Source organism: Nostoc edaphicum CCNP1411 (genome assembly GCF_014023275.1).
Lineage (GTDB): Bacteria > Cyanobacteriota > Cyanobacteriia > Cyanobacteriales > Nostocaceae > Nostoc > Nostoc edaphicum_A.
In genome coordinates this window covers 4,787,532-4,811,304 of sequence record NZ_CP054698.1, presented here as the reverse complement: position 1 = coordinate 4,811,304, position 23,773 = coordinate 4,787,532, and the positions used below count along the sequence as shown (strand labels likewise).

Genomic DNA, 23,773 nt, shown 5'->3' with positions numbered 1-23,773 from the left:
GAATGCATATTAGGGCGTATTTGTAGAGTACGATAAGTCCTACAGCAATTCCTAAACTGCTTCGACTACAAGGCTCTTGCTGACACGATCTTGTAATCTGGCTTCGATCGCAATTTTGAGAGTTGCTGTACTACTAGAACAGGAACCACAAGCACCTTGCAGCACAACTTTAACGCGATCGCCTTCTACATCATAGAGTTCTACATCTCCCCCGTCTGCAATCAGTACGGGTCTGACTTCTTCATCAAGAACCTTTTGAATTAGAGCAATCTTTTGCACGTTTGTTAGCGCTCGTTGCTTAGATGTAACAATTTCTGTGGCAACTTGTACGCCGTAATTGTTGAGAGCAGGTGAGGCGTATTCCTGTTGAACTGATCTAATAATATCATCGATATTAGCCAGACAGGAACCGCATCCGCCACCAGCTTTTACATAATTTGTTACTTGCTCGGCATCCGTGAGATGATTTTCTAGAATGACGCGACGAATTTTAGATTCGCTGATGCCAAAGCAACTGCAAATTAACGCGCCTTCATCATCATCATCGTGGGTAGCTAGAGGTATGCCACGATAATTGTAGATAGCGGCTTCTAGCGCTTCTTGTCCCATGACAGAGCAGTGCATCTTTGCTTCTGGCAAACCACCCAGGTAATCTGCAATGTCTTTGTTGGATACTTTCAAGGCTTCATCTAAGGTTAAACCTTTAACCATTTCGGTTAATGCACTAGAAGATGCGATCGCACTAGTACAACCAAAGGTTTGAAAACGAGCATCTAGAATCTTATCAGATTCTACTTCCACTTTCAGGTGCAATCTCAGAGCATCACCGCAAGCAATGCTGCCGATTTCACCCGTTGCAACCTTAACTCCAGCTTCGCCCGTTTCTTCAATTTCTCCCTGATTTTTGGGATCGTAAAACAGTTCTAATACTTTATCGGTGTAGTCCCACATATTATTAAGTGCTGAGTGCTGAGTGCTGAGTTCTGAGTGGGGGAGTGGGGAGTGGGGAGTGGGGAGTAGTAAATTCTTTATTCCCTATTCCCTATTCCCTATTCCCTATTCCCTAATTAACGATGCGCTAGTGCTTGTTCTTGTCCTTGCAACCAACCTGCATCATCATTTTTGAAGGGTGAGAGGGCGCGTAGACGTTCTACAATGCTGGGCATTACTTCTATTACTTGATCGATTTCGGCTTCTGTGGTGTAGCGACAAAGACTGAAGCGAATTGAACCGTGCAAAGTTGTATAGGGTAAGCCCATTGCCCGTAGGACATGGGAGGGTTCTAGAGAACCGGAGGTACAAGCAGAACCGGATGATGCACAGATACCGTATTTGTTCAATAACAGTAGAATTGCTTCACCTTCGATGTACTTGAAGCCGATATTGGTTGTGTTTGGCAATCTCTGCGTAACGTCACCGTTAACGACACAATCGGGAATTTTAGCGAGTAAAGTTTGTTCGAGGCGATCGCGCAGCTTTCTTTCTCTTGCCGTCGCTTCTTCTAAGTGTAACAGTTCGAGTTCCGCAGCTTTGCCCAAGGCGATAATTGCTGGAACATTCTCTGTACCCGCCCTACGTCCACGTTCTTGGTGTCCCCCAATCATGAAGGGACGGAACCGAACCCCGCGCCGGATATATAAAGCACCAATTCCTTTCGGCCCGTGTAGCTTATGACCAGACAGAGTTAACATATCGACGGTGCTAGTCTTCATATTCAAGGGGATTTTTCCCACTGCTTGCACCGCATCTACATGGAAGATAGCGCCAGATTCTTTGACGCGCAACCCAATTTGCTCAATTGGGAAAACCGTTCCGGTTTCGTTATTCGCATACATAATTGTCACCAAGGCGGTGTTACCCGTCAAGGAAGCTTCTAGTTCATCTAGATCCAGCTGCCCTTGATTATTTACTGATAGATAGGTAACAGTGTAACCTTGGGTTTCTAATTGTTTGCAGACATTGAGTACTGCTGGATGTTCAACTTGGGTGGTGACGATGTGGCGCTTTTCTGGTTGCGCTAACAGTGCGGCTCGAATCGCGGCGTTATCTCCCTCAGTTCCACAACTTGTGTAGACAATTTCAGACTCATCGGCTCCCAGGATGGCTGCAAGTTGTTCTCTTGCTGTTCTCACTGCTTTACCGACTTGCCCACCAAAAGTATGCATACTGGAGGGATTGCCGTAATAATCCGTCAGGTAAGGTAGCATTACCTCTATAACTTCTGGGTCTACCTTAGTGGTGGCATTATTATCGAGATAGATGCAGTTATTTTGCATTGTTGTCTTCAATTACGAATTAGGAATTATTTAAGCTTCTGCTGCCATTTTTTGGGGTTGGCGCTTTTGCAACTGTTCCGAGTATTTCTGGGAATAGCAGTTAAACCAACGTTCCCAGTAATCTTGTTTATTTGTTAATTTAGCAACTACGCGGTTGTAATTGGCAAACCAGCCTTCCCAATAATCGCTAGGCTGCTTAATGCAACCGTCGCAGGTGGGACAACCAGCTTTACACTGAGGCACGGTATGAATGCTACCAATACAGTTTGTACAAAGTTCAGGGTCAATCCAGTGCTGTCCATCAACCACTTTAACTGCATTTGTGGGACATACCGTTAGACAGAGATTGCAGGAAATACACTGGCTAGTAAGAATTTTGTAAGCCATGATTTATTCTCCTTTTGGGGAATGGGCATTGGACATTGGGCATTGGGCATTGAGGATTGGGTTTAGGGGAGGGCGTTGAGGATAATTCTTATCCCATGCCCCATGCCCTATGCCCCATGCCCTATTCGTTATTCCCTAATTCCTTAACGTATTGCTCGTAAAACTCTAAAGCAACCTTTTCAATTACGTCGTAAGCTTCAATTGTCTTGATTCCAGCTTCTTGCAATTTTTCTTGAGGACAGTTACCAATCTTGGAGACTAAAACTGCTTTGCAATCTGCGATCGCTTTCATAATATGCTCAAAAGAAGCTTCTTCGCCGTATCCACCTTGGCAGTATTGGTCAATTTTGCGATGGCTAACAAAGCGAACTTCATCCCCACCCACTTCGTAAATTTGGAATTCTTTCGCATGACCGAAGTGTTGGTTTACCAATCCACCGCCTTTGGTTGCTACTGCAACGAGGATTTTCGGACTGTTAGCAAATTTCTTGCCGGCTAGCGCTTTATCTTTGGCTACTTTAAGTTCTTCTTTAAACTTCTCAATCCCTTCGTGAACGGTAGCGCGTTGCTCCATGTCGTATTCTGGAGTCATTTCCAAGAATTTCTCTTTGGAAAACTCCTGGCTGCGGTCTTCTCCCAATAATCCGACTGCATCGGCACGGCACTGGCGACAGTGACGCATCATTTTCATGTTACCAGAGCAGTTGTCTTGAACTTCTTTGAGTTCTTTGGGTGTGGGGCCGCGTTGACCGGTTAAACCGAAGTGTGTGCCATGTTCTGGTGCAGAAATCAATGGCATGATGTTGTGCAAGAATGCACCTTTCTCACGGATGACTCGATTCACTTCGACTAAGTGATGGTCATTAATTCCGGGAATCATCACGGAGTTGACTTTGCATAAGATGTCAGCGTCTTTCAGGGCTTGCAATCCTTCCATCTGTCTTTCGTGGAGGATTCTTGCGCCTTCAATGCCTCTATAACGCTTGCGTCTGTAGTGAACCCAAGGATAAATCTTAGCACCGATCTCTGGATCTACCATGTTAATGGTGATCGTTACGTGATCTATATTTAATTGTTTAATGCGATCGATGTAGTCTGGCAGCATTAAACCATTGGTTGATAAGCACAGCTTGATGTCTGGTGCTTGCTCTGCAATCAACTCAAATGTGCGGAAAGTCTTTTCTGGGTTCGCCAGAGGGTCGCCAGGGCCAGCAATTCCCACAACTGTCATTTGGGGAATCTTGCCACCAATGACCAAAGCTTTGTGTGCTGCTTGTTCTGGTGTTAGCAATTCGCTAACTACTCCAGGACGGCTTTCGTTAGCGCAATCATATTTGCGGTTGCAATAGTTGCATTGAATGTTGCAAGCTGGTGCAACTGCAACGTGCATCCGGGCGTAGTGGTGATGAGCGTCTTCGCTGTAGCAGGGATGTTTAGCAATGCGTTCTTGGAGCTTTTCGTCCCTTTCCACGGTGGTGCTGGTGGTGCTGTCACAGCCGCAACCACCTGATTTTGCTTGGGTTGGCGATTCCGTAGCGTTGGAGTTGAGGAGTCGTGTAGACGGTGATGTCATTGAGTTTCGCAAAAGGTCGGTGGACTTGGCTGCCACTGTGGGAGATGCTGTTGCTACTCTTTCATGCCCAGAATTGAAGTCGCGTCTTCCACACTGCCTGCAAACCCTTGGGTGAGGGCGACTTGTTTTCAAGTCAGGCAGGCGATAGATATCTGATGTTCGGCTGGTGTGTGTCAACGTTCGGTTCTTGGGTAGAATTTGTGCTTACAGCCGCGACTTCTCTTCACTTCAGGCATGGTGCTATGTCATCCCTCCACTCACCCTTCGCTTTGTTTTGTTTCAGAGCGTTAGGTGATTGGCGATATAAGATTTATAGCAGCCGTCTCCCAGCCAGATGTTGCGTCTCTCTAGGATAGAATTTATTGGATTTATTACTTTTGTACTCAAATACTAAAAACCCTAATTCTTCAAGCATTACAAGAATTAAAAAAGTTTTTTTCAGGTAGGGGTTCTAGTCTTTTTTGGTTGGGGTTCTAGTGTTTATAGATAGGGGTTCAGGATTTCTTTGTACTCAGCCAAAACCCAATCCTAGCAATAACTTTAACTAAATTGAAACTAGGTTTGGGTTATTTAAATGTGTACTCAGATTGCCCTCAAGTTCCGTCAAAAGCAAGAAATGACAAGGGTTTGAGGGTGAAAAACTGGAGTAGTCTACATCGTTCTACTCCAGAAACGTGCGAAATTCAATTCTGTATCTAACATATCATTTTTTTCAGGGTAAAAATGCAATTCATATTTATTTAATTTTTGCTTTGACAATGATGTTCAATTGTGGTTCTAAGTCTTGTCTGATAAGCGATATGAGGTAATGAAAATAGGTGTGTTCCTGCACATAATTTTCAAAAAACTTAACTTTTAACTCCTTTTTTTCATTCCCACAATGAGGAGATGGGTAAGAAACTGTCGGATTTTGTGTTTAAGAGAAACAACAAACTATAATCTAACATGATTGAGCGATCGCAATGAATTTTCTGAATTGCTCACTACAAACCTTAGCAAAAAACCCCATTCCCAACACGGGAAGGGGCAAAAATTAAAATATTTCTTCTTATATAGGAATCATATTTGATTTCTGAAAAAAACTACGAGATAATACGGACAGAATATTTGTCTAATAGCTAACAATGATAAACCAGCATCTACAAGCCGCGATCGCAGAACTACAAGAATTTATAGATGATCGCCCAGATGCGCGTGAGGTGAGGAAAGCGTTGGCAGTCAAATTGGTTTATCAAGGCTACAAGTATGAGGAAATTCAAACAATTTTAGATGTGTCACTGGGTTCGATAACAAGCTGGAAGCAAGCTTATGAGGAAGATGGAATTTCGGGACTGCGCCTGAACCACAAGGGAAAAAAAAGTTACTTAACTGCTCAACAACGAGAAGAAGTTTTAAGTTGGTTGCAAACAAAAGAATGTTGGGAACTTGGTGAACTCGAATATAAATTGGCTTTTGAATATGATGTAACTTATGAGTCAAAGCGGAGCTATTATGACTTATTTGATGCGGCAGGAATTAGTTGGAAGAAAACTACTTCTTTAAATCCAAAAGCTGACGAGGACGCTGTTGCTGCAAAAAAAAAAGAGATTGAAACACTATTGGCAAGGCATCGGCAGGAAATTGAAGAAGGAAAGTTGAGAGTATTGCTGCTTGATGAGTGTCATTTAATGTGGGGAGATTTAAGTGGGTATGTCTGGGGAAAAACTGACCAAGAAATAGCAGTGAGAGTTGTTAATATACGAGACAAACAGACATACTACGGGGCAGTTGACTATCTGGAGGGAAGCTTACTACTAAAAGCGTATAACGCAGGTAACTCAGAAAATACAATTGATTATCTACGTTATTTATTAGATCAGTCCCCCAATCAAAGATTACTTCTTTTTTGGGATGGTGCTTCTTACCATCGTTCACATCTGGTTCAAAACTTTTTAGGCGAGGTAAACCAAGATTTGTCTCAAGAGGAGTGGAAAATTCACTGCGTCCGCTTTGCTCCTAATTGCCCGTCACAAAATCCAATTGAGGATATTTGGTTACAAGCTAAAACCTGGGTGCGGCGTTTCTGTGCCTTGATTCCTTCGTTCTCACATCTCAAATGGATGTTTGAGTGGTTTATCCGGCACACTACCTTTGATTTTGCGACTCTTCAAATGTACGGAGCTTTTTCAGAAATCAAATATTAGTCCTATAGGAGAGAGGTTTTCCAGATACCGCTCTTTGTTGCTGATAAGCTGTTACGCAGCTAGATTGTATAATATTAGATTAAGTAATTAATTTAGTATCAGCCATCTATGCCAGCAAAAAATCATCTTTCCCAAGAGCAGAAGGAAAGGCTACTAAAAACGCTAAAAGAGCATGAAAATCCCTACGTAAGAGAAAAGATTCTGATTTTATTATTAATGAATGATGGAAAAACTTATCAAGAGATTAGTAAGTTTTTAGATATTGCATATCCAACAGTAGCATATTGGGCAGTTCACGGCGATCCAGATAACCTAGAAAGTTTTTTTAGATGGAAGAAGAGAAGGGAACTTCCGCAAAGTTACCAAAGAATATGAGGATTTATTATTAGAAATAATTGAAAAAGAGCCACTAGAGTATGGGTATGAATTTGGTCGTTGGACAGCAGCAAGACTAGCTACATACCTCGAAAAGATAACAGGAATTAAGTTAAGTGGTTCACAAGTTGGGAGAATATTAGAGCGAAAAAAAGTACGTTTACCTTTGGGCAAAATACAGCCTAGAGGACAAACAGAATCCTGAAATGCGTAAGGCATTTAAAGAAAAAATTGTCAGAATACTTAAGAATAACAAAGGAAGCCCCAGAGCGTTTACAGGTATGGTTTTGGGATGAGAGTGGATTTAGTTTAAGAGTGATAAGAAGAAAAAACTGGGGTAAGAAAGGTACAAGGAAACAAATCACAGGTCAAAGAAGAAGAGGAAGAGTAAATATTATGGGAGGGTTACGTTATCACGACAAGAAGAGAATGAATTTTGTGATTAAAAAAGGAAATGCCGATGTATTTTATGAGCAGCTTCAATCTTTGAATAATTTTCTATTGCAAGAATGGATAGAGCAAGGAAATAGAATTGAGACTTTCAATAAATGTTCTGCGAAAATAGTGATTATCTTAGATAATGCCAGCTTCCATAAAAGAAAAGATATTTTAGTTCGTATCAAGGCAGAAATGCCAAATATTATCCTGGAATTTCTACCACCTTATAGTCCAGATTATAATTTGATTGAATTGGTTTGGCATTCAGCAAAAGAATATATAGCTCATAGATTGTTCGAGTCAGTATCACAGCTAGAAGAGTTGTTAAATAAATTGTTAAATGAAGGAAGTCTTATTATTAAATGGGAACGCAAAATTAAAAATAAAGGTAATGCTGTTTATTAAATTTAGCTGCGTAACAGCTTACTATTTGGCTACAATCAAACCAAACGTGAAAAAATCTTAAGTTATGATAGCCATTTCCCAACAGCCGCCAAAAATGACCGTTGAGGAATATCTCGAATGGGAACCTCAGCAAGACCTTCGTTACGAATATGCAAATGGCGAAGTGTTTGCTATGACAGGTAGTACAATTCCCCATAACGACATTGCACTTAACTTGTACACTGCTTTACATCCTCATCTGCGTTTCAGGGGTTGTCGAGCGAATGTGTCAGGGGTGAAAGTGCAACTCACTGCCCAGAACCGCTACTATTATCCTGATGTGATTGTCAGTTGCAACCCTGAAGACCTGAATGCCCGCAACTTTATTCAACATCCGAAGTTGATTGCCGAAGTTCTTTCGCCAGGTACAAGCGCGAAGGATCGAGGTGAAAAATTCACTTATTATTTGACAATCCCCAGTTTGCAAGAATATATCTTGATTGACTCGGAACAAATCTCCGTTGAGCGTTACTGTCGCGGTGAGGGTAGGATGTGGTTTTACTATCCCTACACGGCTGGAGATATCGTCACCTTATCGAGTATTGAATTTGAGTGTCCGATTGAATTGCTGTATGAAGGTGTTGTATTTACTACTGAAGAATAAAGAGAATGTTCCGTGTTAACTTTTAAGCAACTGCATAGCCAGTGTAGGGTCTTAACTCCGGTGGACGAAAGCCAAGGACGATATGTTCTTTAGGAATTCCAGCCTGTTCTAAATCGGCGGCAATGCCTTCTTCTGTGCCATCCCGTTGAATCCAGATTTTGCCATCAATTAGGTCAATATGAACCAGACAGCCATGAATACGGCGATCGCCATCCCAACCTAGATCCATCCATAAATAGCGATCGCGGCTTTGATCGAACACCACTTCCGATTGAATCTTGGCATAAGAATAGGGTATTGAAGCATATTCACTGAGGATAGTTTCAATTACCTGGCGATAGTCGTCTAACTTGGTATAATCCATTGTTTAATGACCTCCTGTTTTGGATCAAAAGTAATCAGCTTTAAACGATGATTTCTCAGTAACAGTTTGCCGATGGGTTCTTCAAATAAATCATCAAAAACACTGTTAGGTACTGCAAGATATAGTACTCGCTCTGGCTCCAATTCAATTAAGATATCCTGATATAAAATATACTGACCCAATGCTTTTTCTAAATCATCAACATCCGATCTCCCGGTAAAACTTTTAATCTCAACTGCAATTTTGGATTCTGCTTTTTCCGCCGCCAACAACTGTCTAGCACCTAAATCAACATACAAATCTTTTTTACCAAACTTCAGAGTCAGTGGGTCATGAGTAATTATCCATTTGTCTTTAATCAAAGCATTTTTGACATTAGACATTATTGTGATAGATGTCTCTAGCTGGCATACAGGTGTAGTCTTAGACTGATATTGATATTTTAGGAAATTTCTGGCTGCACCTAGCATCTTCGTTAAATGCCAATCGTAGACATCGCTACACTGTATTCATAAGCTGTCTAAGTTCATTCATGAAAACAGGGTAGCAGGAGGAATGCAATGAAAGCAGTGGTTATCCGTCGGTATGGCGCGGCTGAAGTGTTGCACTACGAAGATGTGGAGCAGCCGAAAATTGAGCCAACGCAGTTACTTGTGAAAGTTCGTGCTAGTAGTGTTAATCCCATTGATTGGAAAATCCGTAAAGGGATGTTGAGTTTGATTGCCGGCAGCAATTTTCCAAAGATTCTGGGGTTTGATGTGGCGGGAGATGTGGTAGCCGTTGGCTCTGGTGTCACCCGCTTTAAACCAGGAGATGCTATTTATGGCAGTACTAGCTTTCCTGGAGGAGGTTATGCCGAATTTGCAGCTGTTCCAGAAAATGTCGTGGCTCTCAAACCAACGAACTTATCTTATGAAGAAGCTGCGGCTGTACCTTTAGCAGCGCTTACGGCTCTGCAAGCGCTGCGAGATCAGGGAAATATTCAAACAGGACAAAGTGTCTTGATTAATGGTGCTGCTGGTGGTGTGGGGATTTTTGCAGTGCAAATTGCCAAGGCTTTAGGGGCAATGGTGACGGGAGTTAGCAGTACCAAAAACTTGGATTTGGTGAAATCTTTGGGAGCAGACCGCGTGATTGATTATACGCAGCAAGATTTTGCCGAAGATACAGCGCAGTATGACATTATCTTTGATGCAGTGGGTAAGCGATCGCTCTCTCAAACCAAAAAAGTCCTCAAACCCAACGGAATTTATATCACCACGCTACCCAGCCCTGAAGTCTTCTTAGAGAGCGTCTTAACAGCATTCCTTCCTGGTCAAAAAGCAAAATTTCTCTTTGAGAAGCCTAACGCTAAGGACTTGCTTTTTCTCAAAGAATTGATTGAAGCGGATAAAATTCGTGTGGTGATTGATCGCACATATCCCTTGCAAGAACTTGCGGCAGCTCACAGTTATAGCGAAACTGGGCGTGCAGTGGGTAAAATTGCGATCGCCATTTAGGGCAACTGAGATTTTTCACCCTCTAAGGCTTAATATTATTTGTGTCACAATTGAGGAAAATAATATATATCCTACGACCCGGCAAGCCCTTATGTGTGTGATTGTTTGCCAGTACTTGTCTAATTTCTACCGGGAAATTCAGCTATTCCGTTTTAGTGACACAACTGGCAATGTGTTTATTTTGGCAGGTGATGAACTGCAAATCCTTATATTTCGTGATGGAACTTGGAGATTTGTCAATGAAACCTAATTTTGCCCAAATGTCCACAAAAGAGTTGAGGGCGTATGTGCTTGCTAATCGGGAAGATATAGAAGCGCTGGAAATCTTATTTAGTCGCCGCACTCCTGACTCAGAAGCAATTATATATCCATCGATGTTTACTGAAGATGGTAAACCTATAGAAGAGAATAATCGGATAATTGCAGAAGCGATCGCTCAGAGAGTTCAGCAAGAGAATAATAATCAGGATTAGCTGTGTGGTTAGTACATTTTACTGAAAATCTTGGCGATCGCAGTTTCCAATTAATCTAAAAAACCAACGCAAAACCTAACCCCCTAACCCCTTACCGACGCGGGAAAGGGGAAAATTCAAAGTCTCTCTCCTAAAAGGAGAGAGATTTAGAGAGAGGTTCTTAGATACCTCTGATATTTCTGCAATAACCCTGAAATCTGGAAACATTACTCCAGCTAGTGGATATACTCGTAATCAAAATCTCAACAGAAGCGAGTATTATGCTGGACTGGTTAGCTATTTGGGGTGTAACTCAGGCCGCCGGGTTGATTTTTAAACCCATTCTGGAAGACTTAGCCAAGGATGCTGCTAAAGATTGGGCTAAAGATTTATTAAAAGGCATCCCTGGCAAGGTTTTCCAGAAGCTTAAGAAGGAAGACATAGAAGTTGCTGCGGGGAAAGCGTTAAAGGAGTTTTTGCAACTCATGCAGCAGCAGTTAAAAGTTCGTTGCAAACTTGCTGAAACTGAGATTAAAGAGTACACCACAGACATCCAGAAATTTATCAGCGATAAGTCGGTTACAGAAATTCTTGGTAAGGCTTTTGATATTAATTGCGAATCTCTAGACGCTCAAACCCTAGAAGATAGTTGGAACAGGCTGCAATTAAAACCTCTGTCATCTAAGTTTAATTGGCAATCAATTACAGAACAGTATTTTACACAAGTCCAAGAACTTCTTTTAGATTCAAAAGAGTTACACCATATCCTGGAATTACAAAAGTTATCTGATATTGAATTAAATACAAAAGAAATTGCTGGGGTTATTGTAGATTTTAATTTAGTTAAATATCAAGAAGGAATCCGCGAACGCTATGGCAATCTCAAGTTAGATAGCTTAGATACTAGCGGCTATGCCTATAACGAACTTAAATTATGGCGGATTTTTACTGCTCAAAATGTCCGGGAAACTCATCAAGTTTTAGCACAAGTTCACGAACTGCCTAAAGAACATCTTAGACGGCTGCGAGAAAGTGACCAAGTAGAAGCAGAACTTGAATTAGAAGAATTAGAACGCCACAAACGGGTTTATTTTGAACAGCCGATCCGTTCAGTTTTAGATGTTGTCAATAAAAAGCAAGATTATAAATATATTGTGATTTTGGGCGATCCTGGTTCCGGGAAGTCTACATTGTTGCAATTTCTGGCTTTGAATTGGGCAGAGTCTCCACTGGATAATGTTACAGCACTTGCGTCTGTTATGAGGTACAATAAATTAAAATATAAATACCTCTAAATGAAGTCATACTCTGTCGATCTTCGAGAAAAAATAGTTGCAGCACATCTTCAAAAAAATATCTCAATCAGAAAAGTAGCTAACATATTTTCCGTCTCAAAAAGTTTAGTTCAAAAGCTTGTAAAACAACAAAAACTTGAAGGAAATTTACAATCCAAGCCGCGAGGAAAGCCACAATTTAGTCATCTAACAAATGCTGACATAGAGTTGAGAGAATTAGTTGAATCATATCCAGATGCAACATTGATAGAGTTGTGTGAATTATTTGCAGACAAGACTGGTAATTGGGTAGGTCAAAGTGCAATGTGTCGGGCGTTACAGAAATTAGGATTAAATCGTAAAAAAAAACGAAGCGGAGTACCCAAGCTCTTACTGAGAGAGTCCTGCATTTAAGATTAGATTATTGGGAAAAGGTCAAAAATATAGAGCCAGAAAATTTAGTATTTTTGGATGAAACTGGTGTCCTACTTGGGTTAGCGAGGACTCATGCCCGTTCACAAATGGGAACAAGAGCTTACTCTCTTAACCCCTTCTATAGAGGCTCAAAAGTTACAGTAATTGGAGCAATTAGTCTTAAAAAGTAGTTGCATTAATGACAATGAATGGTTCAATGGATGGCATTGCATTTGAATTATTTATTGAGAAGTTTTTAGTACCACATTTATGGTCAGGAGCAGTAGTGGTGATGGATAATTTATCCGCACATAAACTAGATTCAATTGTGCCAATGATTGAAGCTGTAGGTGCGAAAGTTATTTGTTTATCCTCATACTCCCCCGATTTTAATCCAATTGAATTATGGTGGTCACAACTTAAATCTTTTTTACGCAATTTTGCTCCAACTACAACAGAAATGGTTGATAAACTAATCTCAGTTGCACTCGACTTAATAAATCCTCAACATTTAAGAAACTGGTTTGCTAGTTGCTGCTACTGTACCTCATAACAGCCGTAGGTGCTGTATCCCTCTTCTGTCACTCTCCGAAAACATTTGCCTTTTCTAAAATCTAGAGCTTTTGTATAACAAGCGATTGCGCGATTATTTTCTAATAACAAATACAAGTCCTATTTTTTTCTAATAGTATAGCTTGTATTGATTGCCTCATGAGGCTTCTAGCGATCACTTTCCCGGAAAGTGACAGAAGAGGGGTATATCTTTACCAATTCCGTTGCTAATTGAATTACGCACTTATATGCGGCGACGGGAAGATAAAGAGTGCAATAACTTTCTAGAATTCTTTCATCAATGTAGTGGTGCTGTTCATCATCTCAATCAGCTAGAACTAGATAAACAATTAAAAGCTGGTAATGCCTTAGTAATGTTTGATGGTTTAGATGAGGTATTTGACCCTGGTAAGCGAGAGGATGTAATTACTGATATTCATCGCTTTACTAATGAGTATCCTGATGTGCAGGTAATTGTCACTTCTCGGATTATTGGCTATAAACCGCAACGATTGCGTGATGCTGAGTTTCGCCACTTTATCTTACAAGATTTAGACTCAGAACAAATTCAGGATTTTATCTACCGTTGGCATGAGTTAACTTTTACCGATGCAGTAGATAAGGTGAGAAAACGGGAACGGCTACAAAGAGGAATTGCAGCTTCCAAATCTATTACAGAATTGGCGGGAAATCCTCTGCTGTTGACGATGATGGCAATTCTTAATATCAAAGCAAAGTTGCCCCTAGATAGAAGTAAACTCTATAAAGAGGTTTCCAAATTACTGCTGCATGATTGGGATAATAAACGCCATTTAAAGCCAGATGAGCGGCTAGAAATTATTTCGCTAAAACATAAACAAGCAATGTTGCGTAAGCTTGCTTATAAAATGCAAACCAGGGAAAAAAGTTTCGCTGGCAACATTATAAATAAGGATGATTTAGAAGAAATATTCAGTACTTACATGCAAAGCATAGACATACCATTGTATAAAGCCATAGATAAAGCCTCCAAGTTGAAAGAGCAACTACATACTCGCAACTTTATGTTACGTTCACTTGGTGATGATTATTATGCTTTTGTGCAGAAATGTTGAATGCTGATACAAAACTTTACATAGATAGTTACACTAACTCTAAAAAGGCTAAATTAGTCAACATAACATCATCTCCTCAAACCAATGAACATAGCTGATTTTCTGACACATACAAGATTGCAAATAGCGGAATTTATCTAATAGTGTATGTCCCCATTGTGCGGGAATAGATAAAAGCTGTAAAATCAGATAAGCTATTAAACTAACGTAAATTTGTATGGTGATACCGTTGACGTTTTTGGTAATTAATTTGTCAAGTTTTAAGTGCATCTTTAAAAACTTCCACAAGAGTTCAACTCCCCAACGTAATCGATAAATATCCCTAATTTCATCATCATTAACAGCTGCATCTCCCGACTTTGGTAAATTAGTCACTAAGCGGAACTCAGTTTTCGTTTCTAAATCACAAAAATTAATGACTCTATAGGCAATAGCCTCATCAGATGCACCTACTTTGACTAATCCAGTTGCATCCTCAAATTCTAGTAACGAAATTGTTTTTAATCCGCAAAACAAAATATTTGTTTTCTTGTACCAATTCTTGAATGAATTTTAATCCCGCAAAGCCTCTATCCATTACCCCTACAGCATTAGTTGGGAGACTAGACATCATCTTGGAACCAAATTTATAATCATGATCATGTCCAAAATTGATCAAGTTATCTTCTGGGCTACCTGTAGCTAAATTCAAAGAACTAAAAAGTTTGACTTGATGATGACCCAAAACCCATAACAATTTACTTGTCAGGGTAATAATTGTTGAATCAATAGGACAAATAGCATATTTATCGTGTAATTTTTTGTGAATTTTCTTCTGTACTAATTCATTTAATTTTTGGTAAATTCCTTGAAATTGTTTTTGGCTTCGATGTAAATTTGCTTTAGAAAAAGTAGAAATATCTACCTCAAATCCTGTATTGTTTAATCTCTTAAATAAATCTCGCATACTTGTTAAGCTATTATCCAGAGCATAGGATAGCCAGCACTCAAAGAATAGACGACTATTCAATACTGGATAATCATTTTTTGGCAGGCTTTTCAAGATATCTTTGACAATTTTGGGAAATGAATTTATAATCACAATCAAACTAATATAGTTTAAGCCTTCGCCCAAAAATACCATATTTTGGGCTATTTTTATCGGATTTTTCTTACCGTTCAACACTTCTGGCTTTTGTGCATCGGACATTTTTAGAATATTTCTGTGCTTGGGAGTTTGTCTGGCAGTTTAAGGAAACGCAAACGCTGACTATTGAGGAACTTAAGAATGAAGTTTTTGGCAAGCACTGGCAAGATGAAAGTTGGTATGAAGTTTTACGTTTGATTGCAGGAAGTCTTGAATCAAAATTCGCAGGAGAGATTATTGAACATTTAATTGAAATATTTGAGGACGGACTAAATGAAGGTGCTTATGAAGAAAAACTTACTGATATCCTTTTTCTTGCATCTGATTGTATTTTAGATGTAAAAAACCGCTCTACAATAACAGTGACTGACAATAAATTGCTTAACTATCTAAAAAAAGTAGCGGAGTATTATGTTCCTTACAGTTCAGAAGATTTTCTCTGTACAGACACAGACCTACTTAACTTAATCGATAAAATTAATACTAAGGTAGTTTCAGTCATTACAACTACATGGAGTAAGCACGTAGAGACATTACCTTGGTTAAAAACTTTAGCTATGTATGGTTTGAATGGAAAGGATGGAGGTATACCAGCTATGGCAGTGCGAGAATTAGCACAAGGTTGGAAAGATGACCCCGATACTTTACCAATACTCAAATCTCTTGCTCAACTTATTCATGATACAGATAACACATCTGCCTATGCAGCAGTGCAAGAATTAGCACGAGGTTGGAAAGATGACCCAGATACTTTGCCAATGCTCAAATCCCTTGCTCAGTCTAGTGAGGATAGAAACATACAAACTATGGCAGTGCGAGAGTTAGCGCGAGGTTGGAAAGATGACCCAGATATTTTGCCGATGCTCAAATCTCTTGTTCAGTCTAGTAATGATTGGGTAGTACAAAATACAGTAGTGGAAGAATTAGTACAGGGATGGAAAAATGAACTTAATATTTTATCTTTCGTCTTATCTTTCCTCAAAGAATCTGCTCAACTTGATAATTTCGGCTATCTAAAACACAATGTGATGGAAGAACTGATTAAGAGTTGGCAGACTAGTCCTGAAATTTATGATTTTCTTTATGAGTGTGCTGTTGATGATTTTTTTAATCCGATATTTTGGGATTTCTCAACTGATAGCACCTCTAATAGGAATCAGGTTCCTTCCCGGCAAATAGCACTTAAGGCAATCATTGAGCAATTTCCTCAGCATCCCCAGACTTTACCACTGTTGCGCGATCGCGCAGAGAATGACCCAGATGAGCAAGTGCGGGAATTTGCTCAGAAGAAGTTGGCACAATTAGAGAAGTAAAAGAGTTGCAAAAATATGAATAACATAGAAGTTCGTCAGCAAATCAACCAATATTTAGATGTATTATCTTCAGAACGCTTACAACTGGTTGCTGATTTTTTAGCATATCTAGCAGATAAAGAGAGTGAAGATGCTACCCAAGAGTTACTTGATATCCCTGGATTTATTGAATCCTTTGAAAGAGGTAAAAAAGATATTGCTGAAGGTCGGGTAAAAAGCTGGAGAACAATTCGTAATTCGTAATTCGTAATTATGTTTCAGAAGAATGAAATATACAATTGTGATTCAAAGGTCAGAAGAAGACCAATGTTATATGGTTTTGCTACCTGAGTTTACGGATATAATGCAGCCTTGCACTCACGGAGAGACTTACGAAGACGCTCTTAAAAATGCTCAGGAAGTTTTAGAGATGCTGATTGAATCATCTTTGGCTGACAGTGAAACTCTACCAGAGCCTAAAACGCTAGGAAAATCCTTGGAAGTTGTATAGATAAGCAAAGAGAGTAGTGGTAAATCAAGGGAGTGAAAATGTAAACAAAGGCTATGCCCAAGAAAATCAGAGAACTCAAAACCTTATTGCTGCAAGCAGGGTTTAGTTACCGTCCTGGAAAAGGTAGCCATACTAATTGGTATCATCCCCTCCTACCTGGGAGAGTTACTATATCAGGTAAAGACGGAAATGATGCTAAAGCTTACCAAGAGAAGGATGTTAATAACGCACTTCAAAGATTAGAAGAAATTAAAAATGCTCAAGAGGAAGAAAAAGAATGAATTCTCACTACACAATTATTATTCAGTGGTCTGATGAAGATGAGTGTTTTGTTGTCAGTCTTCCTGAATGGGGAGAATTTTGTCACACTCACGGAGAGACTTATGAAGAAGCTCTTAAAAATGCTCAAGAAGTTTTAGAAATGCTGATTGAATCATCTTTGGCTGATGGTGAACCTTTACCAGAGCCTAAGAAGCTAGGAAAGTCTTTGGAAGTTGCATAAAATTTATGAATTAAAAAGGTAGCTTATGAACACATCTATAAATACAATCAAAGTCTACGATGAAATTATAGAGTTTATTGCTGCTGGCACTACTCCCCAAAGTGTTATCGATTTTAAACTCTCGGATGCAGCCAAAGACCGTTTAGAGGATCTCGTTTACCGCGCAAAAACTGAAGGTCTTACAGGAAGTGACCAGCGAGAGTTAGATCATTTCCTCACGCTAGAGCATATTATGCTACTAGCAAAAGCAAGAGCTCATCAGTACATCAGCGCAGAGTAAGTATTCAAAGTGTCTCGTCCATATATTAATGCAGAATTGCGGCGTTTAGTTAGCGATCGCGCCGCCCATATATACGAGTATTGTTTATATGCAGTAAATAAATAAGTTATGATGTGCGATCGCACCCACCAATGGGAATTCTATACTTAGCAACTATTGCTACTTCATCATTAGAACTCCCAAGGTAAATATATAATGGCCTATCAAAATATTGCAGCCACCCTTTCGCCACAAGATATCCAAGAAATTAAAGCCGCGCTACAAACAGTTCAAAAAAAGCTGCCCTTTCTGATTACTCTCAGCACTGAAGAACGGCGGAAGCTGGTAAAAATGGGCGATAAAAGCCTAGCCTTTGTAAACAATAGCGTCACTGCTGCTCAGTCTAACCGCGAAATTCTTCCAGCCACTTTTGATGTTGAAGAACTTGTCCGGGATTATCAATTAGCCACTGCGCTTACTGAACTTTTAATCTCAGTGCAGCAACTCGCCGAACAGGTAGATGATACTCTAATGGCAGTCGGTAGTGAAGCTATGACTAGTAGCTTGACAGTTTATGACTACGTAAAGACAGCATCGAAAAAGACTCCAGGCTTAAAAACCGTCGCTGAACAGTTAGGCGAACGTTTTAAAGCTATCAAAGGTAGACCGACTAAAGCTGTGTCTGGTTCTTGAGTCTTTGATACTCATTAATGAGGCTTTGAACTCCATTAATGAAGCTTTGAACTCCATTAATGAGGCTTTGATACTCATTAATGAGTCTTTGAACTCCATTAATGAGGCTTTGATACTCATTAATGAGGCTTTGATACTCATTAATGAGTCTTTGAACTCCATTAATGAGTCTTTGAACTCCATTAATGAGTCTTTGATACTCATTAATGAGTCTTTGAACTCCATTAATTGGCTCATAAGCAATTATGAAGCTTCTTTATTAAGTACAATACAGACCTAACCCCCAACCCCTTCCCTACAAGGGAAGGGGAGTATAATTCAAAGCCTCTCTCCTTTTAGGAGAGAGGTTTGGAGAGAGGTCAAAGTGTATTGCATCAAAATCAGAACCGCTATATTTGGTTTTGTTGATTTCTAGCCAGTTGCAGAGCGGGAAATGAACTCTGTTAAGCGCTGTATCAATGATGTAGAGCTATTCTACAGCACTCATTTGACAACTGGCATAGCTGGGACTCTAGAAGCGGAAAGTTTTACCTTATCCCTCGTACAACTTCTTTACTGTCCCTTTGTGTTGATATCTCCATTAAAACTGCAACTCGAAGTCATGATATGCCAAATTGCCAAAATTGCTGAGGGCGGTATTTCATCCCCATATTCTTTTCCTGGAACAGCAAATCTTTGCCCAAGATTTGCCACTACACACGTTAACTAAGCTGTGATACCTGAAGTTACGGAGAAGTTACGGAGATGTCACAGAAGGCTCTTGCACCCTATCGTTAACAGTTTTTGGTTCTACAAAAGCTTCTCTACCTGTAATCAATCTAGAGCGACGATTACGAGTGATATAATTCCACGCCCACTGAAATACTACTAGTAATTTAGTGTCAAACTCGATTAAGAAGTAGATGTGAACTAGTAGCCAAAATGCCCAAGCAATGAAACCTGTGAGTTTGATTAAGCTTAAATCTACAACAGCTAAATTTTGCCCAATCATCGCCAAACTACCCACATCGTTGTAATGGAATTGTGGCAAAGTCTTACCTTGAAGCCGTCGTCGAATTAGTTTACCTACATACTCTCCTTGTTGTTTAGCTACAGGTGCGACACCAGGTAAAGGTTTAGCATCTTGATGGGAGAAGTTGGCTAAATCTCCAATTACGAAAATGTTGTCATAACCCTCGATAGACAAGTCAGGTTCTACAATTACACGCCCAGAGTAATCGCGCTCTACACCTGTAGTTTCTGCTAAGACTTTCCCCATTGGGGAACCTTGGACACCTGCTGCCCACAAGATAGTTTTTGAGGCAATTTCTGTAAATTCATTGTCTTGCTTGAAAGTAACAATATCACCTTCAATATTTGTCACCCTGGTGTGAGTGTGGAGTTCTACACCCAACGTTTGCAAAGATTCTGCTGCTGATGCCGATAACTCTGGAACCATGTGTGGGAGGATGCGAGGGCCACCTTGTAATAGTAAAATTCTCGTTTCTGAGGTGTCGATGCTGCGGAAATCTTCTTTGAGAGTTTTGTATGCCAATTCTGCGATCGCACCCGCTAATTCTACACCAGTCGGGCCACCCCCCACAATCACAAAACTCAACCAAGCACGGCGTTTTTCAGGATCAGTTTCTTTCTCTGCTGCTTCAAATGCGCCAAATATCCGGCGACGCATTTCTATCGCATCTTCCACAGTTTTCAAGCCAGGAGCAACTTCTTCCCAATGATCCTTACCAAAATAGGAATGGTTCGCACCTGTGGCAACAATTAAAGTATCATAAGGTACTATTTCATCACCCAAAATAACTTGTTGTGCTTTTGGATCAATCTCACTTACTTCTCCCAACAACACCTTTGTATTCTTGCTTTTGCTGAATACAGATCGCAATGGTGCAGAGATATCAGAAGGTGATAATGTACCTGTGGCAACTTGATATAAAAGCGGCTGAAATAGGTGAAAGTTGCGTTTATCAATGAGAGTAACATTTACATTCGCTGCATTCAGACCCTTTGCTGCATACAGTCCACCAAAACCGCCACCAATGATTACAACTTGATGTGGTGCATTCTTATTAATTCCAACTGCCATAAGAAATATGCCCTTGTGTTAAGAAGCTGTAACTATTCTTAACAAAGATGTAACAGCATTATGATGTGGGTTGCTGTTTATTTAGAACAATTGAAAAAATCATAAAAGTAGCCAAAGTTAGTTCTTATCCCTGTTTTGTCACTCTAGGCAGAGGAAAAGTAGAAATCAGGGTGAGACAGGAAAATAAATATTGAACTGGTGAGGTTATAAATAATAGATTGAAGTTTCGAAAAACCCAAAGACAATTGGGGAATAGGAAAAACTGTCAACCAGGGATATATTAGGTTAAATAAAGTAAAAGGTTGAATTATTAAACGGAGATTGTTAAGAATGTTCTTCCAACCCTTCCCATCATCCCACCAAGGATGAGCAGCCAATTTTGATGGAGACTTTGGTGGAGAAGACTGCATTTGTTCAGAGTGTAGACTCACCATTAAGTAGCTACTACAAACAATCTCCCACCAGCGTTCAATATCCGCATAATGAGTCAGCCGATAATCTGCCCAACCTAATTCATTCTTACTTTGCTTCAAGCCATATTCAACCCAAGTTCTTAACCCATAAAAGTTACCAACATCTCTTGGTGTAAGGTCTGCGTATTTACTCATCACATACCAAGTAGTGTTACCGGGTAATTTCTCAATGTCAGTAGTAATCTGCCAATACCTTTTTTTCTTGTCGTTTACCATGAATTATTTCCCTAATAAACCGATTCTCACTACTCAAGTTAGAGAATACTCTTTTAAACTTATGCCACTTTAAATATTGAGTATGTTGTCTAGGAAGTAGCTCTACAGAATGGTTTGAGCGAATCGCCACTAGATAATTTAACCCCAGATCGTCTAATATAGATATGAAATTAGCACTACTCTCACCATATAAGCTATCTGCTAGTACTAGGTTGAATTTAAAACCCATCAACTCTAGCTTTTTTCATCATTATTGCTGCTATTTGAGGCTTCGTAAGATATTTATCCCCTGGCTTTAATCTTTCGCGTGGCTTGTATACTTCAAACAGTAATGGAAAAGTCATCCCACAGAATACACCATACGCCGTGACTGCTACAATTCCATTTTCTACTTTACCCAAATTACCTATGTACTGTCGTTTCACATAATCTGTCTTATTCCCTTTCTTTTTTATCTCCTGTCTCATCAATAATTAGAATGATTGGTCTACCTTTTAGAACTTGTAAAATTAGCTCTAATCGCAAGGCTCTTAACTTCTCTATATCCCAAGGTGATGTAGTTAAAAAATGGTGCAAACCCTGCTGATTGTCCAATCCTACAATTTTTGCTATTTCTGGTAGGGTTTTCCGTTTTAGTTCAGAAATACACCCTACATGAAGGTATTTAAAAGCCTCGAAGCTCCTAACATCTGGAAACAGGCTTTTATACCATTGGCAATATTCGTCCACGAATTTTACTGTTGGTGCGGCTGGACGAGGCTGTACCATACTCTGTGTCTTGGTTCTAGCGTTTGTACCTTATTATACTACTGCCAGAGTGACAAAACAGGGTTATAGCGGTTCTCGATAAGCGTGAAGTACAATTTTGACCTCACTTCCATTCCTCTCTCCTTTTAGGAGCTACGGTGTACACACAAGTATTGAGAATTGCCCCACAGCCTTTTGATCCCCTCAACCTCCCTTAAAAAGCGTGTATACACAAGTTGAATTACCCCCCTTAATCCCCCCTTGTAAAGGAGGGAAACCGGAAAATCTTGTTCCCTCCCCTTTGCAAGGGGAGGGTTAGGGTGGGGTAAAACTGACGCATAAACCAGGTGAGTAAACTACTTCAGACTTGTGTGTACACCGTAGCCTTAAAAAGGAGGGGCAAAAAATTCTCAAAGTCCCCCTTAAAAAGGGGGATTTAGGGGGATCTTACTATGTTTTGCATTGTGTATAAAGATATGTGTAAACGGTAGCTAGAAAATCAAATCGGATTCCTATATTTACAAAAGTACAATGCTTTCCTTCAACACATCTATATAATAAGATATTCACTATGAGCTATAGCTATATTTGGAAACGTATATAGGAATCATATTTGATTTCTGAAAAAAACTACGAGATAATACGGACAGAATATTTGTCTAATAGCTAACAATGATAAACCAGCATCTACAAGCCGCGATCGCAGAACTACAAGAATTTATAGATGATCGCCCAGATGCGCGTGAGGTGAGGAAAGCGTTGGCAGTCAAATTGGTTTATCAAGGCTACAAGTATGAGGAAATTCAAACAATTTTAGATGTGTCACTGGGTTCGATAACAAGCTGGAAGCAAGCTTATGAGGAAGATGGAATTTCGGGACTGCGCCTGAACCACAAGGGAAAAAAAAGTTACTTAACTGCTCAACAACGAGAAGAAGTTTTAAGTTGGTTGCAAACAAAAGAATGTTGGGAACTTGGTGAACTCGAATATAAATTGGCTTTTGAATATGATGTAACTTATGAGTCAAAGCGGAGCTATTATGACTTATTTGATGCGGCAGGAATTAGTTGGAAGAAAACTACTTCTTTAAATCCAAAAGCTGACGAGGACGCTGTTGCTGCAAAAAAAAAAGAGATTGAAACACTATTGGCAAGGCATCGGCAGGAAATTGAAGAAGGAAAGTTGAGAGTATTGCTGCTTGATGAGTGTCATTTAATGTGGGGAGATTTAAGTGGGTATGTCTGGGGAAAAACTGACCAAGAAATAGCAGTGAGAGTTGTTAATATACGAGACAAACAGACATACTACGGGGCAGTTGACTATCTGGAGGGAAGCTTACTACTAAAAGCGTATAACGCAGGTAACTCAGAAAATACAATTGATTATCTACGTTATTTATTAGATCAGTCCCCCAATCAAAGATTACTTCTTTTTTGGGATGGTGCTTCTTACCATCGTTCACATCTGGTTCAAAACTTTTTAGGCGAGGTAAACCAAGATTTGTCTCAAGAGGAGTGGAAAATTCACTGCGTCCGCTTTGCTCCTAATTGCCCGTCACAAAATCCAATTGAGGATATTTGGTTACAAGCTAAAACCTGGGTGCGGCGTTTCTGTGCCTTGATTCCTTCGTTCTCACATCTCAAATGGATGTTTGAGTGGTTTATCCGGCACACTACCTTTGATTTTGCGACTCTTCAAATGTACGGAGCTTTTTCAGAAATCAAATATTAGTCCTATACATACATACAGACAGCAAATCCTAAAAGAAAATAAAGAAACCTCTCTTTCGCCTATCCAAATAATAAGATACTAATAGTAATAGGAGATACAGAATATTGATTTGTAGTCTCATCTAACTCTTATTTGAGTGCATCTGAGTACAGCTTAATATATTGCAAAATATCTTGATAAAATCTTAGCAAATGCTTACGGGTAAAGTTTC

21 protein-coding genes and 7 pseudogenes are annotated in these 23,773 nt (G+C 39.8%); 19 read left to right on the top strand and 9 right to left on the bottom strand.

Annotation, left to right across the window (positions count from 1 at the left end; genetic code table 11):
- Window positions 1-51: 51 nt before the first annotated feature.
- The 4 genes from nifU to nifB form a co-directional block, all read right to left on the bottom strand.
- Entirely contained in the window at window positions 52-951 is a 900-nt protein-coding gene (gene nifU, locus HUN01_RS22925; RefSeq protein ID WP_181928123.1) for a Fe-S cluster assembly protein NifU, read from the bottom strand.
- A gap of 116 nt (window positions 952-1,067) precedes the next feature.
- Window positions 1,068-2,276, bottom strand: a complete 1,209-nt coding sequence (nifS, locus tag HUN01_RS22920) for a cysteine desulfurase NifS (RefSeq protein ID WP_181928122.1) — start codon at window positions 2,274-2,276, stop codon at window positions 1,068-1,070.
- Between the two features lie 30 nt (window positions 2,277-2,306).
- Window positions 2,307-2,663 carry a 4Fe-4S binding protein gene (locus HUN01_RS22915; protein WP_181928121.1) on the bottom strand — a complete coding sequence of 119 codons (357 nt, stop codon included), beginning with the start codon at window positions 2,661-2,663 and terminating at the stop codon, window positions 2,307-2,309.
- A gap of 121 nt (window positions 2,664-2,784) precedes the next feature.
- A complete protein-coding gene (gene nifB / locus HUN01_RS22910) occupies window positions 2,785-4,236 on the bottom strand; it encodes a nitrogenase cofactor biosynthesis protein NifB (RefSeq protein WP_181932787.1) in 1,452 nt (483 codons plus the stop codon).
- A 1,148-nt stretch (window positions 4,237-5,384) separates the two neighbouring features.
- Between nifB and HUN01_RS22905 the strand changes: the two are divergent.
- The 3 genes and pseudogenes from HUN01_RS22905 to HUN01_RS22895 form a co-directional block, all read left to right on the top strand.
- Window positions 5,385-6,419, top strand: a pseudogene (locus HUN01_RS22905) (IS630 family transposase); the annotation flags it as partial.
- A gap of 108 nt (window positions 6,420-6,527) precedes the next feature.
- Window positions 6,528-7,637: pseudogene (locus HUN01_RS22900) on the top strand (IS630 family transposase).
- A gap of 64 nt (window positions 7,638-7,701) precedes the next feature.
- The gene (locus HUN01_RS22895; RefSeq protein ID WP_181928120.1) at window positions 7,702-8,280 is read left to right on the top strand and encodes a Uma2 family endonuclease; all 579 of its coding nucleotides are present in this window, start codon (window positions 7,702-7,704) and stop codon (window positions 8,278-8,280) included.
- 22 nt (window positions 8,281-8,302) lie between these two features.
- Here HUN01_RS22895 and HUN01_RS22890 read toward each other — a convergent pair whose 3' ends face one another.
- Together HUN01_RS22890 and HUN01_RS22885 are read right to left on the bottom strand one after the other, a co-directional pair.
- Window positions 8,303-8,644, bottom strand: coding sequence for a XisI protein (locus HUN01_RS22890; protein ID WP_181928119.1), 342 nt, complete (start codon window positions 8,642-8,644; stop codon window positions 8,303-8,305).
- Window positions 8,626-9,027 (bottom strand): element excision factor XisH family protein, encoded by a 402-nt coding sequence (locus tag HUN01_RS22885; RefSeq protein ID WP_420832739.1) that lies wholly within the window; start codon window positions 9,025-9,027, stop codon window positions 8,626-8,628. The genes HUN01_RS22890 and HUN01_RS22885 overlap by 19 nt, the downstream gene beginning before the upstream one ends.
- A gap of 177 nt (window positions 9,028-9,204) precedes the next feature.
- Here HUN01_RS22885 and HUN01_RS22880 point away from each other — a divergent pair, with 177 nt between their 5' ends.
- The 7 genes and pseudogenes from HUN01_RS22880 to HUN01_RS22850 form a co-directional block, all read left to right on the top strand.
- Window positions 9,205-10,143 (top strand): NAD(P)-dependent alcohol dehydrogenase, encoded by a 939-nt coding sequence (locus HUN01_RS22880; RefSeq protein ID WP_181928118.1) that lies wholly within the window; start codon window positions 9,205-9,207, stop codon window positions 10,141-10,143.
- Window positions 10,144-10,234: 91 nt separating this feature from the next.
- Complete coding sequence (locus HUN01_RS22875) at window positions 10,235-10,393, top strand: DUF6888 family protein (protein ID WP_181928117.1); 159 nt, start codon at window positions 10,235-10,237, stop codon at window positions 10,391-10,393.
- The gene (locus HUN01_RS22870) at window positions 10,383-10,616 is read left to right on the top strand and encodes a DUF6887 family protein (RefSeq protein ID WP_181928116.1); all 234 of its coding nucleotides are present in this window, start codon (window positions 10,383-10,385) and stop codon (window positions 10,614-10,616) included. Before HUN01_RS22875 ends, HUN01_RS22870 begins: the two co-directional genes overlap by 11 nt.
- 260 nt (window positions 10,617-10,876) lie before the next feature.
- Window positions 10,877-11,836 (top strand): annotated as a pseudogene (locus HUN01_RS22865) (NTPase); the annotation flags it as partial.
- A 54-nt stretch (window positions 11,837-11,890) separates the two neighbouring features.
- Complete coding sequence (locus HUN01_RS22860; RefSeq protein WP_181927396.1) at window positions 11,891-12,283, top strand: helix-turn-helix domain-containing protein; 393 nt, start codon at window positions 11,891-11,893, stop codon at window positions 12,281-12,283.
- Between the two features lie 199 nt (window positions 12,284-12,482).
- A complete protein-coding gene (locus tag HUN01_RS22855) occupies window positions 12,483-12,836 on the top strand; it encodes a transposase (protein ID WP_181928115.1) in 354 nt (117 codons plus the stop codon).
- Window positions 12,837-13,041: 205 nt separating this feature from the next.
- Window positions 13,042-13,789 (top strand): annotated as a pseudogene (locus tag HUN01_RS22850) (NACHT domain-containing protein); the annotation flags it as partial.
- A 197-nt stretch (window positions 13,790-13,986) separates the two neighbouring features.
- On the opposite strand, the pseudogene HUN01_RS22845 reads toward HUN01_RS22850, so the two are convergent.
- Window positions 13,987-15,010: pseudogene (locus HUN01_RS22845) on the bottom strand (IS4 family transposase).
- Between the two features lie 95 nt (window positions 15,011-15,105).
- On the opposite strand from HUN01_RS22845, the gene HUN01_RS22840 reads away from it, so the two are divergent.
- The 8 genes from HUN01_RS22840 to HUN01_RS22805 all read left to right on the top strand — a co-directional run bounded on the left by HUN01_RS22840 (window position 15,106) and on the right by HUN01_RS22805 (window position 19,021).
- Window positions 15,106-16,368: a HEAT repeat domain-containing protein gene (locus tag HUN01_RS22840; RefSeq protein ID WP_181928114.1), complete on the top strand. Its 1,263-nt coding sequence runs from the start codon at window positions 15,106-15,108 to the stop codon at window positions 16,366-16,368.
- A 15-nt stretch (window positions 16,369-16,383) separates the two neighbouring features.
- A complete protein-coding gene (locus HUN01_RS22835) occupies window positions 16,384-16,611 on the top strand; it encodes a hypothetical protein (protein WP_181928113.1) in 228 nt (75 codons plus the stop codon).
- A 22-nt stretch (window positions 16,612-16,633) separates the two neighbouring features.
- Window positions 16,634-16,858: a type II toxin-antitoxin system HicB family antitoxin gene (locus HUN01_RS22830; RefSeq protein ID WP_181928112.1), complete on the top strand. Its 225-nt coding sequence runs from the start codon at window positions 16,634-16,636 to the stop codon at window positions 16,856-16,858.
- A gap of 53 nt (window positions 16,859-16,911) precedes the next feature.
- Entirely contained in the window at window positions 16,912-17,139 is a 228-nt protein-coding gene (locus tag HUN01_RS22825) for a type II toxin-antitoxin system HicA family toxin (RefSeq protein ID WP_181928111.1), read from the top strand.
- The gene (locus HUN01_RS22820) at window positions 17,136-17,360 is read left to right on the top strand and encodes a type II toxin-antitoxin system HicB family antitoxin (protein ID WP_181928110.1); all 225 of its coding nucleotides are present in this window, start codon (window positions 17,136-17,138) and stop codon (window positions 17,358-17,360) included. Before HUN01_RS22825 ends, HUN01_RS22820 begins: the two co-directional genes overlap by 4 nt.
- A gap of 25 nt (window positions 17,361-17,385) precedes the next feature.
- Window positions 17,386-17,640, top strand: coding sequence for a hypothetical protein (locus HUN01_RS22815; RefSeq protein ID WP_181928109.1), 255 nt, complete (start codon window positions 17,386-17,388; stop codon window positions 17,638-17,640).
- A gap of 195 nt (window positions 17,641-17,835) precedes the next feature.
- Window positions 17,836-18,312, top strand: coding sequence for a hypothetical protein (locus tag HUN01_RS22810; RefSeq protein ID WP_181928108.1), 477 nt, complete (start codon window positions 17,836-17,838; stop codon window positions 18,310-18,312).
- A 433-nt stretch (window positions 18,313-18,745) separates the two neighbouring features.
- The gene (locus HUN01_RS22805; protein WP_181928107.1) at window positions 18,746-19,021 is read left to right on the top strand and encodes a hypothetical protein; all 276 of its coding nucleotides are present in this window, start codon (window positions 18,746-18,748) and stop codon (window positions 19,019-19,021) included.
- A 27-nt stretch (window positions 19,022-19,048) separates the two neighbouring features.
- Here HUN01_RS22805 and HUN01_RS22800 read toward each other — a convergent pair whose 3' ends face one another.
- Window positions 19,049-20,395, bottom strand: coding sequence for an NAD(P)/FAD-dependent oxidoreductase (locus HUN01_RS22800; RefSeq protein ID WP_181928106.1), 1,347 nt, complete (start codon window positions 20,393-20,395; stop codon window positions 19,049-19,051).
- A gap of 143 nt (window positions 20,396-20,538) precedes the next feature.
- Window positions 20,539-21,852: pseudogene (locus tag HUN01_RS22795) on the bottom strand (IS701 family transposase).
- Window positions 21,853-22,527: 675 nt separating this feature from the next.
- On the opposite strand from HUN01_RS22795, the pseudogene HUN01_RS22790 reads away from it, so the two are divergent.
- Window positions 22,528-23,562: pseudogene (locus HUN01_RS22790) on the top strand (IS630 family transposase); the annotation flags it as partial.
- Between the last annotated feature and the right edge of the window lie 211 nt (window positions 23,563-23,773).

Excerpts from the sequence above, each read along its gene's own strand:
- nifU (WP_181928123.1), bottom strand. The coding sequence starts at position 951 with ATGTGGGACTACACCGATAAAGTATTAGAACTGTTTTACGATCCCAAA.
- nifS (WP_181928122.1), bottom strand. The coding sequence starts at position 2,276 with ATGCAAAATAACTGCATCTATCTCGATAATAATGCCACCACTAAGGTA.
- HUN01_RS22915 (WP_181928121.1), bottom strand. The coding sequence starts at position 2,663 with ATGGCTTACAAAATTCTTACTAGCCAGTGTATTTCCTGCAATCTCTGT.
- nifB (WP_181932787.1), bottom strand. The coding sequence starts at position 4,236 with ATGACATCACCGTCTACACGACTCCTCAACTCCAACGCTACGGAATCG.
- HUN01_RS22895 (WP_181928120.1), top strand. The coding sequence starts at position 7,702 with ATGATAGCCATTTCCCAACAGCCGCCAAAAATGACCGTTGAGGAATAT.
- HUN01_RS22890 (WP_181928119.1), bottom strand. The coding sequence starts at position 8,644 with ATGGATTATACCAAGTTAGACGACTATCGCCAGGTAATTGAAACTATC.
- HUN01_RS22885 (WP_420832739.1), bottom strand. The coding sequence starts at position 9,027 with ATGTCTAATGTCAAAAATGCTTTGATTAAAGACAAATGGATAATTACT.
- HUN01_RS22880 (WP_181928118.1), top strand. The coding sequence starts at position 9,205 with ATGAAAGCAGTGGTTATCCGTCGGTATGGCGCGGCTGAAGTGTTGCAC.
- HUN01_RS22875 (WP_181928117.1), top strand. The coding sequence starts at position 10,235 with ATGTGTGTGATTGTTTGCCAGTACTTGTCTAATTTCTACCGGGAAATT.
- HUN01_RS22870 (WP_181928116.1), top strand. The coding sequence starts at position 10,383 with ATGAAACCTAATTTTGCCCAAATGTCCACAAAAGAGTTGAGGGCGTAT.
- HUN01_RS22860 (WP_181927396.1), top strand. The coding sequence starts at position 11,891 with ATGAAGTCATACTCTGTCGATCTTCGAGAAAAAATAGTTGCAGCACAT.
- HUN01_RS22855 (WP_181928115.1), top strand. The coding sequence starts at position 12,483 with ATGACAATGAATGGTTCAATGGATGGCATTGCATTTGAATTATTTATT.
- HUN01_RS22835 (WP_181928113.1), top strand. The coding sequence starts at position 16,384 with ATGAATAACATAGAAGTTCGTCAGCAAATCAACCAATATTTAGATGTA.
- HUN01_RS22830 (WP_181928112.1), top strand. The coding sequence starts at position 16,634 with ATGAAATATACAATTGTGATTCAAAGGTCAGAAGAAGACCAATGTTAT.
- HUN01_RS22825 (WP_181928111.1), top strand. The coding sequence starts at position 16,912 with ATGCCCAAGAAAATCAGAGAACTCAAAACCTTATTGCTGCAAGCAGGG.
- HUN01_RS22820 (WP_181928110.1), top strand. The coding sequence starts at position 17,136 with ATGAATTCTCACTACACAATTATTATTCAGTGGTCTGATGAAGATGAG.
- HUN01_RS22815 (WP_181928109.1), top strand. The coding sequence starts at position 17,386 with ATGAACACATCTATAAATACAATCAAAGTCTACGATGAAATTATAGAG.
- HUN01_RS22810 (WP_181928108.1), top strand. The coding sequence starts at position 17,836 with ATGGCCTATCAAAATATTGCAGCCACCCTTTCGCCACAAGATATCCAA.
- HUN01_RS22805 (WP_181928107.1), top strand. The coding sequence starts at position 18,746 with ATGAACTCTGTTAAGCGCTGTATCAATGATGTAGAGCTATTCTACAGC.
- HUN01_RS22800 (WP_181928106.1), bottom strand. The coding sequence starts at position 20,395 with ATGGCAGTTGGAATTAATAAGAATGCACCACATCAAGTTGTAATCATT.